Here is a 16,562-nt window from a genome sequence, read left to right on the forward strand (position 1 = left end):
AAAGATTAAAGCGTTTTTTCAAGGAAACGTGAAGTACGGATTGCTGAATTATCAGCATCTGCAGCACCTAATAAGTCCTCCATATCAAGAACCAGTACAACCGAGCCATCGCCAGACAGTGTTGCCCCTGCAACGCCTTTAGGGCGGATGTTTTGTAGTGGTTTGATCACCACATCATCCCGGCCGATAAAGCTGTCTACAGCCAGAATAAACGAGTGTTCTGCTGATTGCATCAGTACCCCAAATTGAGGAAGCTGCACTTCTTCCCAGCCGAGTAGGCTGGCTAAAGAGCGAACGGAGAGGATTTCGTCGCGTACAACAATCGTGGCCCGGCCGGATACTTCCTGTATTTGCTCGTGGCGGATAGGAATGATTTCCCGCACCATGGCCAGCGGCACTGCAAATGGCTGGCCACATACACGAACCACGAGTACAGGCAAAATAGCCAGCGTAAGCGGTAAGGAAATCGTGAAGCGCGAGCCTTCGCCAACAATAGACTGGATGTCGATACGGCCATTTAAACGCTGGATATTGGTTTTAACAACATCCATCCCTACGCCACGGCCAGAGACACTTGAAACCTGGTCTTTGGTTGAAAAGCCGGGCATAAAGATCAGTTGCAGGCTTTGTTTGTCGTCAAGGCTGTTGGCTGTTTCGACATCAATCAAACCTTTTTCAACGGCTTTCTTGCGAATCACATCAGGGCGCATTCCACGCCCATCATCGGTGATTGAGATCAGAATATGGTCACCCACCTGAGTGGCGGATAATTCAACAATGGCCTTTGCCGGTTTGCCGCTGGTTTTGCGATCTTCCATGGTTTCAATGCCATGATCGACTGCGTTACGAACCAAGTGGACCAGAGGATCATTTAGATCCTCCAGCATGGTTTTATCCAGCTCAGTTTCTTCACCAGAAATAACCAGTTCAACATCTTTGCCAAGCTGACGAGCAAGGTCACGAGCCAAACGCGGGTATTTCTGGAAAAGACGTCCGATCGGCTGCATGCGGGTTTTCATCACCGCATTTTGCAGATCGCCCACAAGCAGATCCAGCTGGCTGATGGCCTCATCCATTGCTTTGAGGGTATTGCTGTCCATCTTGCCAGCCATAATATCGGTGCGTAATGTGGTGAGGCGGTTTTTGGTAAGACCAATTTCGCCTGACAAATTAAGCACCTGATCCAGACGCACCGTATCAATACGGATGGTGGCTTCTTGCGGTGCCGCCGCAGTTTGTTGTTGTTGCTGCTGTTGCTGTTGTTGGGGAGGAGGCGCCACAGCTGTTTTGGTAACAGGGGCGGGTTTTAAGCTATTCATTGGATCAGAAACAACTTGTTCCATGGCTGCAGGCTCATGCTGTATGACATTAACAGGCGCAGCAATGACTGCACCAGGGGCTTCGTTTTTGCCAAGTAAGGCATTATAAAGTGCATCCCAATCCGGCCCCTCACTTGCTAGATGAACTGACGGTGCAGCAGGAGCCGGGGCAGCAACAGCCACTGTTTCGAGCGGCCGTCCTTCAAGTACGGCATCTAGTGCGGCAATGAGCTCTTCGGGGGCATTATTGGGCAGTGCACCTTTGGCAAGGGCACCAAACATATCACGCACCACGCCGGTAGCGGCCATGATGGTGTCCATGATTTCCGGGGTGAGTACAAGCTCTAGGGTACGAAGCTTATCAAACAGGTTTTCAGTACGATGACAAAGCCTGACCATTGCATCGACATTTAAAAAACCTGCTCCGCCTTTAATGGTGTGGAACCCTCTGAAAATATCATTCAGCAGGTTTTTATCATTAGGTCGTTTTTCAAGCTCTACAAGCTTGTTGTCGACTTCAGACAGGAGCTCAGACGCTTCTGTTAAAAAATCTTGCAGCAGATCTTCCATGCCGCCAAAGTCAGTGCTCATCTTCGCTCCCCCAAAGGTTGCGTACATTCATTTTAAAGGTGCTTAGAAACCCAGACTTTCTAATAAGTCATCAACTTGGCCCTGATTGGTCACAATATCTGTGCGGCCTTCAGGATTAATTACTGGTCCATTCAGGAGCGATGCTTCTTCGTCCGGTCTGAGCCCTTCGACCTTTGCGCCGCCTTGTGGAGAGAACATCAGCAGGAAGTCCATCAGATGTGCTTCCATTTGCTTGGACATATCCAGTACTTTTTTAATCACTTGCCCGGTCAGGTCTTGGAAGTCCTGAGCCATCATGATTTCCAGCATCTTGCTGCTGACCTGATCAGACCCTGTAACCGTTTCGCTTAAGTGTGTGCGGGTTTTTTCAACCAGCGCTTTAAACTCATCAACAGAAAGCTGGTTTGCTAAAAGCTTGTCCCACTGGCCGCTTAATGCTTTGGCGTCGTCACTGATTTTGTCCTGAATGGGCTTTGCAGCATCCAGTGCATTGAGTGTGCGATCAGCCGCTTGCTCGGTTAAGGTGGCGATATAGGAAAGCCGATCACGGGCGTCGGGAATATCATTCGCCGCTTTTTCCAGTGATTTATCCAAACCCAATTCTTTGAGCGTATCGTGCAATTTTCGAGTTAAATGCCCGATGTGTGAAAACATGGCACGGGCAGGATCATTGAGTTCTTCGGCAGTAAGCGTTGGCACAGTACTTGCAGCGACAGGGGCGGTAACAGCAACCGGCGCAGGCTCTGTGGGTTCACTATCCTGATTGGAATGAACGATACTATCGAAAAGTGCTTCTAGGTCAGCGGAATCTCCGCTATTTAGTGCATGATCGTTCACAGTCGCCTCCGGTGCGTCTGTCAGGTTCTTGTTCTACTTGCTCATATTGGCGAAAACTTTCTTCAGTTTTTCATCCAATGTAGCCGCTGTGAATGGTTTTACGATGTATCCGTTGGCGCCTGCCGTAGCCGCTTCAATGATGTTTTCTTTTTTCGCTTCTGCGGTCACCATCATCACAGGCAAGTGTTTGAGCTGTGCGTCTGCACGAATAGCGCGCAAAAGCTCAATGCCTGTCATATTCGGCATATTCCAGTCTGTAACCACAAATTCAAAAGAACCGTTCTTGAGCTTATGCAAAGCAACTTGGCCGTCTTCGGCTTCGTCTACATTTGAAAAGCCCAGCTCTTTCAAAAGGTTACGTACAATACGGCGCATTGTGGAGAAATCATCCACCACTAAAATACGCAGGTTACTATCTGCCATGTGTTACTCCATGTCGTTTACATAAGGTGTGTAAACGGCTTGTTTTTATTAATCTGAAACTAACCAACCAATAAGGGGGTGATGGTGTCGGCTAGAATGACCGGGTCGAATTTTGCCACATATGCATCTACACCAACACTGCTACCCATTGCTCTGTTTGCATTTGAAGATAACGACGAATGCATAACAATGGGAATACCCTGGAATCGGTTATCGGATTTAATGTGCTTGGTCAGAACATATCCGTCCATTTCAGGCATTTCGGCATCGACTAAAATCATTTTTAATTTTTCACGAAGACGCTCGCCGTCATGTGTGGCGCGATTTGCCAAATTTTGTAATTTATCCCAAGCTTCCCGACCATTATTAGCCTGATGATATTTCACGCCAATTTTATCAAGTACGCTGATGATTTCCTTGCGGGCCACCATAGAATCATCCACAAAAAACATAAATGTTTCAGGATTAATGGATGCACGCTGCAGATCAGGGATAATTGGCTCGCCAATGACACTGGCTAATATTTGCTCTACATCTAAGATTGAAACAAGTTTGCCATCGGGTAATTCAGTTAAAGCGGTAATCAGCTGTTGATTGCCGGCCAACATAGTTTCCGGTGCCCGCACTTTATCCCAGTCCACACGGATAATTCTATCCACTTCGTGAACCAGAAAAGCTTGAGTGTGTTTGGAAAACTCGGTCACAATCATTGTGCTTGTGGCATCAGCCGCAGGCGTTTCTTGAGTGGCTACAAATTTTGCCAGTGCAATGACCGGGATAATATTACCACGCAAAGAAAGCACCCCTTCAACGCCTAAAGGCATATTGGGCGTTTTGGTAATTTTTGGCGTTTGCGATACTTCGCGTACTTTAAATACATTAATGCCAAATATTTCGCGCGTGCCTAAAGTAAACAGCAGGATTTCCATTTTATTGGAGCCCGCCAGTTTCGTTCTGGCATCGATGCTTTCAAGCAAGTTTGTTTGATTACTGGACATGAAGGGCCTCCCTTATATTGCGTTTTAATCTGCTCATTCACTGAGAAGGAAGTTGGCGATGGCTTCAGATAACCGATGAGGCTCAAATTTTGCTACATAGCCATCTACGCCCACGGATTGCCCCAGCTTTTGGTTTGAAGCTCCGGATAATGAAGAGTGCATCAGTACAGGAATACCGGCAAATCGTGGATCGCTCTTAATTAGTTTTGTGAGCATATAGCCATCCATTTCTGGCATTTCCACATCGGTAAGAACCAACTGCACCATATCTTTTACAACTTTCCCTTGCAGATCAGCAGATTGCGCAATGCGCTGCAATTCATCCCATGCACGTTTTCCATTGATGGTTGATATGTGCTTGATTTTCATTGCATCAAGCGTCATTTCAATCTGCCGTCGTGCAACAACGGAATCATCGGCAAGGAAAACTGTTTTTGTAGTTAAACTTTTATCTTGGATAATCGTGTCCGGGTCAATTCTGTCTGATCCAGGGATCGATTCAGCAAGTACCTTTTCAACATCCATCATCATCACAAGCTTGTTGTTTTCAAGCTCGGTTACCGCGACAACTAAGCCTCCCATTTGCGACATCAGCATATCAGGCGGTACACGCATCTGAGACCAGTCAAGACGCAAAATGGTATCTACTGCCTCAACCAGAAAGCCTTGTGTATGACCGTTGTATTCTGAAACGATCATAATTTCAGGCCGCGTTGAGGTAGATATACCCGCATATCGTGCAAGATCAATAACGGGAACTAAGGTGCCCCGTAAGCTGACCATGCCTTCAATGGAAGGCGGCATATCAGGAGCCTTCGTGATTTCAGGCGTTCGCATTACTTCCCGAACTTTGAAGACATTAATGGCGAAATTCTCCCTCCGGCCGGTTCGCTCATCCTGTCCGAGAGTAAATAAGAGAATTTCCAGCTTGTTGGTACCAGCAAGCTTTGTACGAGCATCAATATTTTTTAATAAGTCAGACACGGAGTGGCTCCAAGCTGCGTTTAAGTATTCTTAACCGACTGTGTGTAGAGGTGGAACATTTAGAGAGCAGCTGTACAAACACAATAAAGAAGCGATTATAGCCGTAAGACAGGAACTAAATAAACTTTCACTAATATTATGACTGAGTTTACGAATTTGTGGGTAGATCATTATTTTGCTCAACTGTCTAGTCACTTTATAATGTAAAAACAAAAAAGCAACAAGAAAGGTGTTATATGCCGAATCCTAAAATGGCTATTGATCCCCGTGAGTTAGAAAGTGCTTTTTCACTTTTTACCGAAGCATCAAATCAGCTTAGTCTCGCGTACGCAGATTTGCAGCAGCAAGTTGTTTCTCTTACCGGTCAATTGGAAATTGCCAATGGCAATTTACGAAGGGAGCTGGATGAGAAGGCGGCATTATCAAGGCGTTTATCTGTATTACTGGAGCGATTGCCAGGAGGCGTGGTTGAATTAAATGAGCGGGGTGTTGTGGTTGAATTGAATCCGGCAGCACGTTCTATGATGCAGAATCTGTCACTTGGCTGCGTGTGGCAGGAATACATTGGCGGGTTTTTACAGCCAACAAATGTACCTGACATGTGGTTGTCTCAATCCTCAAAAGGGGAGCGAAGACTCAGTATTGTTGTGAATAATATGCCAGGTGAGTTTGGAAAAATCATGCTGGTACATGATATTAGTGATACTTGGGAATTACAGCGGGCTTTAACGCAACACAAACGTTTGGCTGCGATGGGTGAAATGGCTGCTGGACTGGCGCATCAATTACGTACCCCTTTGGCGACTGCCCTCTTGTATTCAACACACCTGGCCAAACCTGCATTAAGTGACACGGATCGGCATAAATTCGGGCAAAAAAATTTAGCCCGCTTAAGACATCTGGAAGTGCTGATTCAAAATATGTTGAGCTTTGTGCGCGGGCATGAGGTACCTGCGGAGCCTGTTATCCTCTCGGGTTTATTGAGGGAAGCGCAGCAATTAATGCTGCCGCAGCTGCAGGCTCAGGACATGAACTGTGTTTTAGATTTACCTTTGGAGTACGAACATTTAGTTGTTAATGCAAATCATAAAGAGCTTTTGGGCTGTGTGACCAATCTGATTGATAATGCAAGGCTTGCCTCAAAGCCCGGAGACGTGATCGAACTTTTTTTGTCTGCACGTGAAAATATGGCAGAGCTGAGGGTAGAAGATCATGGCTGTGGGATGTCTTCAGAGGTGCAGGAGCGTTTATTTGAGCCCTTTTTTACCACCAGAAAAGAAGGCACAGGGCTGGGGCTGGCGATTGTCAGCAATTTGCTGGCTCGCTTAGGCGGAGAGATTGGCGTAAATTCCAACCTTGGAACCGGTAGTTCGTTTACGATACGGTTGCCAGTTTTGTATTGCCCGACTAAGGTATGAAAGCAAGATCACTAATTTAACTTTCTCATATCTTGTTTTTTTGTTGTGATTTTAAACATGTAACTTTCATGGAGTTGAGGTTTGTATGACGCCAACTGTGCAGATTGAAGGGGATGTGGGCCGTGTAGTCCTCTCCGGACAGTTCGATTTCAGCGCCCACCGCGAGTTTCGCCAAGTATGTGAAACGCTGATTAGTAACCCAAGCATCAAAGAAGTCCTCGTTGACTTTCAAAACGTAAATTATCTGGACAGCTCTGCGCTTGGTATGTTGCTTTTACTCAAAGAAAAAATTGGTGCTGCCAGTAAGAGTTTAGCCCTAGTGAACTGTAGGGATTCGGTCAAACAGGTGTTGGATATTGCCTGCTTTGGTAAAATTTTTATCATACGTTAGAAGCTGGCAATGAAAATTCTGGTCGTTGACGATACTGAATCCGTACTCTTACTCATCTCTCGTTTTGTAGAGGCGTTAGGGCACAAGGCTATTCAGGCTCGCAACGGGCTGGAGGCTCTGGAAACCTGGCGGCGGGAAAGGCCTGATCTGGTGCTGATGGACATGATGATGCCTGTCATGTCGGGTTTGGAGGCGGCTGTAGCGATAAAGCATGAGGCACATGAGACGTGGGTGCCGATTGTTTTTGTCACAGGAGTCGGGGAAGAAAACAAGCTTGCTGAGGCGATTGAGCAGGGGGCTGATGATTACATCAATAAACCTGTTAATTTTCGTGTGCTCGAAGCCAAGTTAAAAGCATTTAGCCGTACCTTAGAATTAAATCGAAAAGTAAGAGAGCAATCTCTTAAATTGGCAGATTACTACGATCGTGCAGAAGAAGAAAAACGCGTAGTCAGCCATTTAATGGAGCAAATGGTCAATGCCGAATTGCTTTATGATCCCCAATTTGAATACTATCTGTCCCCTGCTGAGAGTCTGTCAGGTGATTTAATCGCTGCGGCTAGGACGCCTGGTCAGGCTTTATATCTGATGCTGGCAGATGGTATTGGCCACGGGCTGACCGCCGCACTGAATGTATTGCCCCTCACCCAGCCTTTTTATACGATGACCGAAAAAGGCTACACCATCTCCGATATTTTAATTGAAATGAATAATAAAGTGAGACAAGTCCTGCCCATAGGGCGATTTGTTGCACTGGTCCTCATTTCAATTGACGAATCAGCAGGTTGTATTGAGGTGTGGAACGGAGGGATGCCCTCGGTTCACGTGATATCCCCTAAGGGCGAAGTAAAACATACTTGGAAGTCATCGCATTTACCCTTGGGCATCGTGCCAACAAACTCAATGGATGTGATGACGGATCGTTATTATTTTAACGAGCCGGCATGTCTTGCCGCATATTCAGACGGCCTGATAGAGGCAAGACACTCCAGTAAAGGTGATTATGGTTTAGACCGGCTGCTGCAGGTCTTGGCCGATGCGCCCGCTGATCAGCGCTTACAGCATGCAAAAAATGATTTAGCCCTCTTTTTAGAGGGTGAGGCGCATCACGACGATATTTCGCTTGTGCTGGCTTATTTTGGCGACAGGCCAATTGCAAGGTCTAAAGAACGCATTCCTGCCGTGGTGGAAGAAGTTAATATTTCAACGCTGGCTGCATTAGGTGAAAGTGCATGGAGATACAGTGTTGCACTGGGGGTGGATGAAATCCGGCATATCAATACCGTGCCTTTTATGATGAATTTTATTGGCGGCGTCAGATCATTAGCGCACAGCCAGTCTGATGTTTTTCTGATTTTGACCGAGCTGTTTGTCAACGCACTTGACCATGGTGTACTGGGCCTTAATTCGGCAATGAAACGTGGTGCAGACGGGATGGAGCAGTATTTATGTGAACGAGCCAGTCGTTTAGAAATGCTGACTGAGGGCCGGATAGAAATTGATTTAACCGGATTACATTATGATGGCAAAGATGTTTTAAGAATCCGGGTTAAAGACAGTGGCCCAGGTTTTGACTGGTCGCAGCTTTGTTCAGGTAATGTAGAATTAAGCCACCACTTGGCTTTTGGCCGTGGAATTGCATTAGTGCGCTCGCTCTGTGCTTCCGCCCAATATCATGGCACGGGCAATGAAGTTGTTGCTTACTATATCCCTCGTACTGAAACCGTATAAATTGCCATCTCTCTTTTTTTAGCTCCCTTTATTTAATCGTTTACAAATTGAAGTCATCTTTCGGCCACAATTAATGTGGTTTTTTGTTTTATTGATTTGATCTCCTGTCTGTCCCCTCCGCTTATATCCCATCTATACCTGCTTCATTAATCAGTCTTGTATGGTTTTGGTTTCAATTCCTGCAGGATAAGCTATCTTTATTAAATGCAGAAGGAGGCATTTTGTTATTGATCGCCTGTATTAAATCTGAGGTTTTTTATGCCTAAAAAGTCCCTTCATCTATTGATTTTCTTCGCCGTTTTTGTAAGCGTAGTGGTGATCATGATTGTATGGAGTAACACATCTCCATGGTTATTTATCGCCTTCGGTTTAATTGCAGCTTGGGGGCCGTTACTTATTCTGAAATTTACAGAACATACTCCTGCAATAGAGAAAGAAGCGGCACAGTTTCAAGACCTTCAGCATATGGGGGGCTCCTTACAAAAACAATCTGATATGTGTCTTTTTTCAGCATCACAATTGCAGCTGGCAGATGATGAGATGAAACGGGCAGTAGAGATTTTTGCCGATGCTATTCCTGCATTACTAAATGGTTTTGTTGAAATTGCTGATCAATCACGCTTACAAAAAGAAATGGCAGAGTCGCTTTTTAAACATACCGCAGGTGAGGGAAGTGGTAGTTTTGAAGCTTTTGTAACAGAAACATCTGAAATTTTGACTGTTTTTGTAGAAAGTATTATTTCCAATTCTTACACCGCAATGGGGCTGGTGGATCAAATGGAGAAGGTAGGAAAAGTGGTAGAGGAGGTGCTGGGGGTTTTAAATGAAATTGAATCAATTGCTAAACAAACTAATTTATTAGCTTTAAATGCAGCGATTGAGGCAGCCAGAGCTGGCGAGGCAGGCAGGGGCTTTGCAGTGGTCGCTGATGAAGTGAGGGCACTTTCAATGCGCACCAATCACTTTAGTCGGCAGATTCGCGGTAATGTCCGGCAAATTCATGAATCAGTAGCTATAGCAGAGGAGGCAATTATGAAATTAGCCTCTCAGGATATGAGCAAATCAATGCAGTCAAAAGTGCAAGTAGAAAAAACAATGGCAGGCATTGGGGATATGAATAAAAACGTTGAGACGGTTGTGAATGAATTAGCCAAAATTGCGAATCAGGTAGAGCATGGAGTTTCTAATGCGGTCCGGGGCTTACAGTTTCAGGATTTGGTCAATCAGCTTTTATTGCATGCTAAAGGCCGTATTGCTGCTCAGTCTGAAATACAGGAAGCACTGGCATTAATTTATGGCTATATTGCAAATCAGAAAAACCCGGTTAAGGCATGGAAAGAAAAAATAGCAGAATTACAAGCACTTGGCGAGCGATCCATATTACTGGCTGATGCATTGCATAAGAATCCAGTTGCCCAAGAAAGTATGAGTAGTGGCGATATCGATTTATTTTGATGATTTCATTGTAATACCCTGCTGAGGTCTTTTTTGCATAGATTCCTTTAATAGAAATGTAAAGGTTGAATGCTTGATTTTTTAAACGCGTGTATAGCGATTAATACATAGTTGGAGGGAATATGGCTAAAAAGATTCTGACCGTTGATGATTCTGCATCGATTCGGCAAATGGTAGTGTTTACCCTGAAAAGTGCAGGTTACGATGTGGTTGAGGCCAGTGATGGAAATTTAGGCGTTCAGCAGGCAAAGAAAACACAGGTTGATTTAATTTTGACCGATCAGAATATGCCTGGCATGGATGGCCTGACCCTGATAAAAACGCTGCGTGCTACACCACAATATAAAACGATTCCCATGCTGATGCTCACGACCGAATCGAGCGATGCCATGAAAATGCAGGGCAAAACGGCAGGTGCAACAGGTTGGCTGGTAAAACCATTTGACCCTCAGAAATTACTCGAAGTGGTACGCAAAGTGATTGGTTAGTTGTAAAGCCCAGCTTGCCACAGAAAGGAGGGGGTATGGCGATCGATATGAGCCAGTTTATTGCAGTTTTCTTTGATGAAGCTGCAGAGCATCTTGCAACAATGGAATCCATTTTGCTTAAGCTCAGCCTGGATGAGCCGGATAGTGAAGATTTAAATGCCATTTTTCGTGCGGCTCATTCGATTAAAGGCGGAGCGGCTACCTTTGGTTTTACCGATTTAGCGGGCGTCACCCATATTCTTGAAAACCTGCTGGATAGAATTCGTAAGAATGAGCTCGATCTTCGGCCGGATATGATCGATGTATTTTTGCGTAGTGGTGATGTATTACAAAATATTCTGTCCGCGCACCGTGATGGGGGCATTGCCGATTTAGATGCGGCAAAAGAAATTACCAGCTTGCTTGAAAAGTTTGCAAATGAATCAGGGGGGGAAGAGGCGCATCCAGTTAATGTCGTACCAGATAGTCACAATGGTTTGCAAATTATTATTTCTGCTGGCGAGCGGTTTGATCATTCGTCTGTTATGCATGCTTTGCAGGGCTATGGGGAATTACGCTCCTGTATTGAAGGCGGGGCTGAAAGCGATTGGGTTTATCAAATTGCGACTCAGGCTTCGCAACAAGAAATTGTCGGTACTCTGGCTTTTGCAGTAGAGCACTCACGTATTCACATTACTCAGCCAGAGATTTCGGCATCCTCGGCTAAGCTTAGCGATGGTGATGGCTATGGTTTTTTCACCGATGATGAGCCGGCTAAGTCAGCCGGATTAGAAGACGGTGATGGTTATGGCTTTTTTAGTGATGAAAAACCTGTCGCGGCTGGCAGCCAAGATGGAGAGGGCTACGGCTTTTTTACGGATATTGCGCCTCCGCCAGCCGCTGCTGAAACGGTGACGGATGGTGCGGGTTATGGCTTTTTTGAGCCCCGCCCAAAGGTGCTGGCCCCTGCAGGTGCAGCAGTGGAAGTGGCTAAAGTTGCAGTGGTAAAAACAGAAGAGGCAGAGCCTCAGGCGGCTAAGTCTAAAGCTTCTTCTGGTGCTGCGGCCAAACCCGCTGCTGCTGCAGATACTTCGATTCGTGTCAGCGTAGAAAAAGTAGATCAATTGCTTAATTTAGTGGGTGAGTTAGTCATTACCCAATCAATGTTGGTACAAACTGCGCTGAATTTGGATCCGGTACTACATGAAAATATGCTGTCAGGTGTCGGGCAGTTAGAGCGCAATACCCGTGAGCTGCAGGAATCGGTGATGTCGATTCGTATGATGCCTATTTCCTTTGTATTCAGCCGCTTCCCTCGCCTCGTCAGAGATTTAGCAGGAAAATTAAATAAAAAAATTGAATTAAAACTCATTGGCGAAAGCACAGAATTAGATAAAGGGTTTATTGAAAAACTATCAGATCCTTTAACTCACCTAGTGAGAAATAGCTTAGATCATGGAATTGAATTACCAGAGGATCGTATCGCTAAAGGTAAATCCCCAACGGGTACGCTGACATTAAGAGCGTTTCATCAGGGGGGGAATATTGTGATTGAGGTTGCCGATGATGGCGCAGGATTAAATCGCGAGCGTATTTTAGCCAAAGCGCGTGAGCGCGATATTCCAGTTAGCGATGCTATGACAGATAGTGAAGTATGGCTGCTGATCTTTGAGGCGGGCTTTTCTACTGCGGCACAGGTGACGGATGTATCCGGCCGTGGCGTCGGAATGGATGTGGTGCGGCGGAATATTCAATCTATGGGCGGGCGGATTGAAATTAGCTCGATGTACGGAATTGGCTCAACCATGAGTATTCGATTGCCGCTGACTTTGGCTATTTTAGATGGAATGTCAATTTCTGTAGGTGAAGAGATTTATTTAATCCCATTGGCTTTTATTATTGAATCCTTGCAGCCTCGGCCTGATGAAGTAAAAACGATGGCAGGCAAAGGTAGAGTGATTAATGTACGTGGCGAATATCTGCCTTTAATCGCATTGCATGAAATATTTAATGTGCCGCCTAAAGTGACTCAGTTTCATGAAGGCTTGGTCATTATATTAGAAGCAGAAGGTGAGAAAGTCGCCATGTTTGTTGATGATTTATTAGGCCAGCATCAGGTGGTGGTTAAAAACCTGGAAACAAATTATAGAAAAGTTCCCGGGGTAGCGGGTGCCACCATTATGGGCGATGGCCACGTTGCATTTATTCTGGATGTAGCCCAGCTGGTGCATATTAGCCAGGGGCTCTCGCGGGCTGTTGCTTAAGTGTTTCTGATCGCATTCATTTAATAGAGGACTGAAGATGGATAATGGTTTGGATCACCCGGATGCCGCTCGTGAGATTCTGGTTTTTGCATTAGGCAGCGAAGAGTACGGCATTGATATTTTAAAGGTGCAGGAAATTCGTGGCTACGATGCGGTAACGAGTATTGCTAATGTGCCTGCCTTTATTAAAGGCGTAATAAATTTGCGCGGTAATATTGTTCCGATTGTTGATTTGAGAATTAAATTTGGTCTAGGCAATATTATGTATGACCATTTTACCGTAGTCATTATCCTGAATGTGGCTAATCGGACGGTAGGTATTGTAGTCGATGGTGTTTCTGATGTTTTAACTTTGGCGGCTAATCACGTTAAACCGGCTCCGGAATTTGGTGCGGTTCTCGATACTGCCTATATACAGGGATTAGGCACTTTAGAGGAGCGCATGATTATCCTCGTTGATATTGAGAAGCTCATGACCAGTAGTGATATGTCATTGGTTGATCATGTTGCCGTAACCGCTTAATTGATGATTTAAGGAGCGTACTATGTTTAATCTCTTTTCAGATCCGGCTAAAGAAGAAGCAAGCAGAAAGCAGATTCTCAGTTTGCAGGATGAAGTGCAAGAATTAAGAGCTAGAGCCATGAAGGCTGAGCTGGCATTTGACCCTCTCAAAGAAGAAGCGTCTAAAAAACAAGTTTTAAGCCTGCAGGAGGAATTGCAGGAATTTAAAGCTAAAACGAATGCAATTGAAAAATCACAGGCGGTGATTGAATTTGATTTAAATGGAAAAGTTTTAACGGCCAATGATAATTTTTTAAATTGTATGGGCTATCGGCTAAGTGAAATAAAAGATCAGCACCATAGTATGTTTGTTGATCCTGTTCAGAGACAGTCTTCAGAATATATTTCTTTTTGGGATAAGTTGCGGCGGGGTGATTTTGATTCGGGTGTTTATAAGCGAATCAGCAAAAGTGGGAAAACAGTATGGATTCAGGCCAGCTATAATCCTGTATTTGATGCAAATGGAAAACCATACAAAGTTATTAAATTTGCTACTGATATGACGCAAGCCGTTGAAAGTGCAAATTTAAAATCTGCCTTAGATGTTGCATCAACCAATGTCATGATGGCAGATGAGAATTATAATATTATTTATACCAATGGCTCTATGGAGACCATGCTCAGTAAAGCTGAGAGTGATATTCGCAAAGATTTACCTGCTTTTTCTGCCACTAAAGTATTGGGTAGCAATATTGATGTGTTTCATAAAAGCCCGGCATTTCAGCGTAATATGCTGGCCGGCTTAAGCGCCGTACATGAAACACAATTGGAATTAGGGGGCAGAACGTTCAGACTTTTAGTTACGCCTGTTTTTTCTGCAAGCAGGGCAAGAATAGGGACCGTTGTAGAATGGCAGGATAGAACAGAATCGCTGGCTATGGCGAATAAGGCCAGCCTGCTTGCGGCCAGCAATTCACGGATTAAGTCTGCTTTGGATAGCGTGACTTCTAATGTGATGATTGCAGATAACGATAGAAATATTATTTATACAAATAATGCTGTGGTGGATATGCTTTCTGCGGCAGAGGCGGATATTCGCAAAGAGCTGCCACAATTTAGCGCAAGACAGGTGCAGGCTGGCGGGGTAAATGTTGATATATTCCATAAAAATCCGGCGCATCAAAAAGATATGCTGGCTAATTTACGTGGTGTATATAAAACACGGATTGTTGTTGGCGGACGCACATTTGGCTTAATTGCCTCTCCGGTACTTGATGAAGAAAATATCCGTTTGGGCACGGTAGTGGAATGGCAGGATCTGTCTGCTGAATTGCAGGCCCAAGCCGCAGAAGATAAACGTCAGGAAATTGAGCGCAGAATTGGTGCAGATAATAGCCGGATTAAAGCGGCACTGGATGGATGTACCACCAATGTCATGATCGCTAATAATGAGCGTGAAATTATTTATATGAATAAGTCGGTCAGCTCTATGCTGAGCGCAGCACAAAATGAATTGCGAAAAGTATTGCCCCAGTTTGATGTCAGTAAATTGATTGGCCAGAATGTGGATGTATTCCATAAAAATCCGGCACATCAGCGCGATATGCTTGCTAATTTACGCTCTACCTATACCACTGAAATAGTGGTGGGTGGACATACCTTTAAATTAGTCGCTAATCCGGTTCATGATGAGCATGGTGTTCGCCAAGGAACGGTTGTGGAGTGGCTGGATCGGACTGCGGAAGTTGCCGTTGAGTCAGAAATTGCGGGCATTGTAGAGGCTGCTGCTGTACATGGTGATTTCTCTAAACGGGCCTCAATGGAAGGTAAGGAAGGCTTTACCCTCAAGCTGTGCGAGGGCATGAATCAGCTGATGTCGTCTAATGAAAAGGGGCTTGCGGATGTGGTGCGGGTATTGGGAGCACTGGCCCGCGGCGATCTGTCTGAAACGATTAATGATGATTACAAAGGCACCTTGGGGCAATTAAAGGATGATTGCAATTTAACCGGTGAGCGTTTATCTGAAATTGTCATGCAAATTAAAGATTCAGTTGGCCTGATTAATACGGCATCGAAGGAAATTGCCGCAGGTAATAACAATCTGTCCAGCCGTACAGAGCAACAGGCCGCCAGCCTTGAAGAAACCGCCTCCAGCATGGAAGAGCTGACGGGCACGGTGAAACAAAATGCTGAAAACGCCAGACAAGCTAATCAGCTGGCTATTGGCGCATCAGATATCGCGGTTAAAGGTGGAGGGGTTGTTGAGCAAGTCGTTTCTACGATGTCTGAGATTAATAACAGCGCCAAAAAGATTGTCGATATTATTTCTGTGATTGATGGCATTGCCTTCCAGACCAATATTCTGGCCCTGAACGCTGCGGTTGAAGCGGCAAGGGCGGGCGAGCAGGGCAGGGGCTTTGCTGTTGTGGCCAGCGAGGTACGTAATCTGGCGCAACGTTCTGCCGCAGCAGCCAAGGAAATTAAATCGCTGATTGGCGATTCGGTTGTGAAGGTGGAATCGGGTTCACGTTTGGTGGATGAAGCGGGGCGCACCATGCAAGAGGTGGTGACGGCTGTTCGCCGCGTAACCGATATCATGAGTGAAATTTCCGCAGCCAGTGCAGAGCAAAGCTCGGGTATTGAGCAGGTTAATCAGGCTGTGGTGCAGATGGACGAAAACACTCAGCAAAATGCTGCGCTGGTTGAAGAGGCCGCTGCTGCTGCAGAGAGCCTTGAAGAGCAGGCGGGCAGCCTAGCTGACGCCATCGCGGTGTTTAAAGTGGGGGCGGCTTATCAGCATGCAGGAGTCGCCACGAAACAGCTGGCTGCGCCGCGTAGTAGTGCACCAGTGGCGCGCACTCCTCAGATCAGCCGCACATCAGCACCGCAAAAGTCAGGCAGTACCGGTAAGAAATTGCCAGGGCCTACTGCGGATGATGGTGATTGGGAAGAGTTTTAATCTGACTTAACTTGGAGGCTTCAGGGCTTGAATAAAGCCTGCGAGGGGCACGGTTTGAGGCAGGTTTCACGGGTTTTTTAAGGCGAATCGTTCGCTGCGAAAATGTGTGAAATCTGGCTTTATCCGGCGGGGCCTTAAGCGGCATTAAGCCCGGAAGTCTTTCGGAGGGCAGATTATGCAGATCTGCCTTTTTTAATTCAGCCATTCAGGCCCTAGTATCGTG

The 16,562-nt window shown here is 45.6% G+C and carries 13 protein-coding genes; 8 read left to right on the forward strand and 5 right to left on the reverse strand.

The window, feature by feature from the left end; all coding sequences use genetic code 11:
• Nucleotides 1–5 precede the first annotated feature (5 nt).
• The 5 genes from DYD62_RS07175 to DYD62_RS07195 are packed head-to-tail and all read right to left on the reverse strand — an operon-like array spanning nucleotide 6 to nucleotide 5,152.
• Nucleotides 6–1,910 carry a chemotaxis protein CheA gene (locus DYD62_RS07175; protein WP_115226711.1) on the reverse strand — a complete coding sequence of 635 codons (1,905 nt, stop codon included), beginning with the start codon at nucleotides 1,908–1,910 and terminating at the stop codon, nucleotides 6–8.
• 42 nt (nucleotides 1,911–1,952) lie between these two features.
• Nucleotides 1,953–2,747, reverse strand: a complete 795-nt coding sequence (cheZ, locus tag DYD62_RS07180; protein ID WP_115226712.1) for a protein phosphatase CheZ — start codon at nucleotides 2,745–2,747, stop codon at nucleotides 1,953–1,955.
• A gap of 33 nt (nucleotides 2,748–2,780) precedes the next feature.
• On the reverse strand, nucleotides 2,781–3,170 hold the full coding sequence (gene cheY / locus DYD62_RS07185; RefSeq protein ID WP_046351200.1) for a chemotaxis response regulator CheY: 390 nt from the start codon (nucleotides 3,168–3,170) through the stop codon (nucleotides 2,781–2,783).
• 59 nt (nucleotides 3,171–3,229) lie between these two features.
• Nucleotides 3,230–4,168 carry a chemotaxis protein gene (locus tag DYD62_RS07190; protein ID WP_099398252.1) on the reverse strand — a complete coding sequence of 313 codons (939 nt, stop codon included), beginning with the start codon at nucleotides 4,166–4,168 and terminating at the stop codon, nucleotides 3,230–3,232.
• A 33-nt stretch (nucleotides 4,169–4,201) separates the two neighbouring features.
• Nucleotides 4,202–5,152, reverse strand: coding sequence for a chemotaxis protein (locus DYD62_RS07195; protein ID WP_115226713.1), 951 nt, complete (start codon nucleotides 5,150–5,152; stop codon nucleotides 4,202–4,204).
• Nucleotides 5,153–5,388: 236 nt separating this feature from the next.
• Between DYD62_RS07195 and DYD62_RS07200 the strand changes: the two genes are divergently transcribed.
• The 8 genes from DYD62_RS07200 (at nucleotide 5,389) to DYD62_RS24410 (ending at nucleotide 16,339) form a co-directional block, all read left to right on the forward strand.
• Entirely contained in the window at nucleotides 5,389–6,570 is a 1,182-nt protein-coding gene (locus tag DYD62_RS07200) for a sensor histidine kinase (protein WP_115226714.1), read from the forward strand.
• An 85-nt stretch (nucleotides 6,571–6,655) separates the two neighbouring features.
• The gene (locus DYD62_RS07205) at nucleotides 6,656–6,961 is read left to right on the forward strand and encodes an STAS domain-containing protein (protein ID WP_046351204.1); all 306 of its coding nucleotides are present in this window, start codon (nucleotides 6,656–6,658) and stop codon (nucleotides 6,959–6,961) included.
• Between the two features lie 9 nt (nucleotides 6,962–6,970).
• Nucleotides 6,971–8,692 (forward strand): fused response regulator/phosphatase, encoded by a 1,722-nt coding sequence (locus DYD62_RS07210; protein WP_115226715.1) that lies wholly within the window; start codon nucleotides 6,971–6,973, stop codon nucleotides 8,690–8,692.
• A gap of 258 nt (nucleotides 8,693–8,950) precedes the next feature.
• Nucleotides 8,951–10,147 carry a methyl-accepting chemotaxis protein gene (locus tag DYD62_RS24300; protein WP_207916577.1) on the forward strand — a complete coding sequence of 399 codons (1,197 nt, stop codon included), beginning with the start codon at nucleotides 8,951–8,953 and terminating at the stop codon, nucleotides 10,145–10,147.
• 122 nt (nucleotides 10,148–10,269) lie between these two features.
• Nucleotides 10,270–10,635 (forward strand): response regulator, encoded by a 366-nt coding sequence (locus DYD62_RS07220; RefSeq protein ID WP_115226716.1) that lies wholly within the window; start codon nucleotides 10,270–10,272, stop codon nucleotides 10,633–10,635.
• A gap of 35 nt (nucleotides 10,636–10,670) precedes the next feature.
• Nucleotides 10,671–12,878 carry a chemotaxis protein CheW gene (locus DYD62_RS07225; protein ID WP_115226717.1) on the forward strand — a complete coding sequence of 736 codons (2,208 nt, stop codon included), beginning with the start codon at nucleotides 10,671–10,673 and terminating at the stop codon, nucleotides 12,876–12,878.
• Between the two features lie 37 nt (nucleotides 12,879–12,915).
• On the forward strand, nucleotides 12,916–13,401 hold the full coding sequence (locus DYD62_RS07230) for a chemotaxis protein CheW (protein WP_115226718.1): 486 nt from the start codon (nucleotides 12,916–12,918) through the stop codon (nucleotides 13,399–13,401).
• 22 nt (nucleotides 13,402–13,423) lie between these two features.
• Nucleotides 13,424–16,339, forward strand: coding sequence for a methyl-accepting chemotaxis protein (locus DYD62_RS24410; protein WP_174900833.1), 2,916 nt, complete (start codon nucleotides 13,424–13,426; stop codon nucleotides 16,337–16,339).
• Nucleotides 16,340–16,562 lie beyond the last annotated feature (223 nt).

The sequence above is a fragment of the Iodobacter fluviatilis genome, assembly GCF_900451195.1.
GTDB lineage: Bacteria > Pseudomonadota > Gammaproteobacteria > Burkholderiales > Chitinibacteraceae > Iodobacter > Iodobacter fluviatilis.

Excerpts from the sequence above, each read along its gene's own strand:
- DYD62_RS07175 (WP_115226711.1), bottom strand. The coding sequence starts at position 1,910 with ATGAGCACTGACTTTGGCGGCATGGAAGATCTGCTGCAAGATTTTTTA.
- cheY (WP_046351200.1), bottom strand. The coding sequence starts at position 3,170 with ATGGCAGATAGTAACCTGCGTATTTTAGTGGTGGATGATTTCTCCACA.
- DYD62_RS07190 (WP_099398252.1), bottom strand. The coding sequence starts at position 4,168 with ATGTCCAGTAATCAAACAAACTTGCTTGAAAGCATCGATGCCAGAACG.
- DYD62_RS07200 (WP_115226714.1), top strand. The coding sequence starts at position 5,389 with ATGCCGAATCCTAAAATGGCTATTGATCCCCGTGAGTTAGAAAGTGCT.
- DYD62_RS07205 (WP_046351204.1), top strand. The coding sequence starts at position 6,656 with ATGACGCCAACTGTGCAGATTGAAGGGGATGTGGGCCGTGTAGTCCTC.
- DYD62_RS07210 (WP_115226715.1), top strand. The coding sequence starts at position 6,971 with ATGAAAATTCTGGTCGTTGACGATACTGAATCCGTACTCTTACTCATC.
- DYD62_RS24300 (WP_207916577.1), top strand. The coding sequence starts at position 8,951 with ATGCCTAAAAAGTCCCTTCATCTATTGATTTTCTTCGCCGTTTTTGTA.
- DYD62_RS07220 (WP_115226716.1), top strand. The coding sequence starts at position 10,270 with ATGGCTAAAAAGATTCTGACCGTTGATGATTCTGCATCGATTCGGCAA.
- DYD62_RS07225 (WP_115226717.1), top strand. The coding sequence starts at position 10,671 with ATGGCGATCGATATGAGCCAGTTTATTGCAGTTTTCTTTGATGAAGCT.
- DYD62_RS07230 (WP_115226718.1), top strand. The coding sequence starts at position 12,916 with ATGGATAATGGTTTGGATCACCCGGATGCCGCTCGTGAGATTCTGGTT.
- DYD62_RS24410 (WP_174900833.1), top strand. The coding sequence starts at position 13,424 with ATGTTTAATCTCTTTTCAGATCCGGCTAAAGAAGAAGCAAGCAGAAAG.